This window comes from Sagittula sp. NFXS13, from assembly GCF_040148795.1.
Taxonomy (GTDB): Bacteria; Pseudomonadota; Alphaproteobacteria; order Rhodobacterales; family Rhodobacteraceae; genus Sagittula; species Sagittula marina.
Map to the genome: position 1 here is coordinate 1 of NZ_JAGEMH010000046.1, position 1,546 is coordinate 1,546.

At 63.5% G+C, this 1,546-nt stretch carries 2 protein-coding genes; both read right to left on the bottom strand.

Going from position 1 to position 1,546, the window contains the following annotated elements; all coding sequences use genetic code 11:
• Positions 1–4 precede the first annotated feature (4 nt).
• Complete coding sequence (locus tag J4E08_RS24395; protein WP_349540721.1) at positions 5–1,387, bottom strand: recombinase family protein; 1,383 nt, start codon at positions 1,385–1,387, stop codon at positions 5–7.
• Between the two features lie 41 nt (positions 1,388–1,428).
• Positions 1,429–1,546 (bottom strand): IS3 family transposase (locus J4E08_RS24400; RefSeq protein WP_349539537.1); only part of this gene is annotated, 118 nt, incomplete at its 5' end.

Here is a 1,546-nt window from a genome sequence, read left to right on the forward strand (position 1 = left end):
AGGCTCATAACCTGAAGGTCGTAGGTTCAAATCCTACTCCCGCAACCAACAAATACGACCAAGCCCTCGCCTCCCGCGGGGGCTTGGTCGTTTCCGCGTCCCCCAACGCCAGAATGCCCGCCAGATCGCCACTGAGCTCGATCCTGTGTCCATCGGGCGCGTCTGCGGCAGGGACCATCTGGATCTCGGAGATCAGGGCCCGCATCGCTTCGGCGGCCTGGACCCGAACTGCTGGGTCTGACAGGGCATTGACCAGATCGCCGATCTTCTGAAGGTAGAGATCGCCGAGGCTCGGGTGCATCCGCAGGACGGCCGGCTCTGGCGATTCCGCAACCTGGGCCGCGAGGCTCCGCTTTCGATTCTCGAGCGCCGCCATCTTCTCCTTCATCGAGGGGTGATACATGCCATCCTCGATGGCTGAGAGGAGGCCGGCGATCTTCTTCTCGACTTGGGCGAGCTCCCGCTCGGCCTTTGCGCGCGCGGCCTGCGTGTCGGCTTGTGCCGCGTTCCAGGCCGTGCGGTACTCCTCGACGAAGGTGCCGAGGAGGGCAGGGTGGAGCAGGTGTTCCCGAAGACCGGCCAGCACCCGCTGTTCGACAGCTTCGCGGCGGATGGTGGTTCGGTTGGTGCAGATGGCCGTTCCCTTGTTGCGCACCGCCGAGCACCCATATCGGGTCTTGTTGATGAGCGTGTAGGTCGCGCCGCAACATCCGCATTTGATCAGTCTTGAGAGCAGGTAGGTCGGGCGGCGTGCCCGCTCGGGACGAAGTCCACTGTCTTGTACCCCTGCGGGGTTCATCTCCTCGCGGATCGCTCCCTGCCTCTCCTTCACCCGTTGCCAAAGATCGTCGTCGATGATCCGGAGATGCTCGACCTCCCGGATCACCCACTTCTCTGGCGGGTTCAGCCTCGCCTGCCGCTTGCCGGTCGCGGGATCCTTGACGAACCGCTGCCGGTTCCAGACCAAGACACCGATATAGGCCTCGTTGTTGAGGATCCCGGTTCCGCGTTTCCAGTTGCCAGAGATAGTGGATGGACCCCAGGTCCCGGCATTTTTGACGTTCGCAGGGCTGCAAATGCCCTCCGCATTCAGCGCGGCGGCGAGCGCGCGGGCAGACAATCCGGCGGCATAGCCCTCAAAGATGCGCCGAACCGTGGCGGCCTCGTTCTCGACGATCTCGCGTTCCCCAGTGGTCACCGAGCCGTCGGTGCGAAGTGCTCTCACCGCGCGATAGCCATAGCTGATGCCGCCCGCCGACTTCCCATTACGGACGCGGCCTTCCAGACCGCGATGTGTCTTCTGGGCGAGTTGCTTGAGAAAGAGGGCCGACATCGTGCCGCCGAGGCCGATGTGCATCTCGTTGATCTCGCCCTCGGCCTTGGTCACGACTGGACCTGTCGCGCTTTCGTGCCGCCCCTGGTGCTCGTTTAGGCCACCTTCCGCTCGAACGCGACAGGGCTTTTCCAGCCCAACGCTGAGTGTCGGCGTCGCGGATTGTAGAAGCCGTTGATGTATTCAAAGATGGCCATCTGAGCTTGCCGCCGT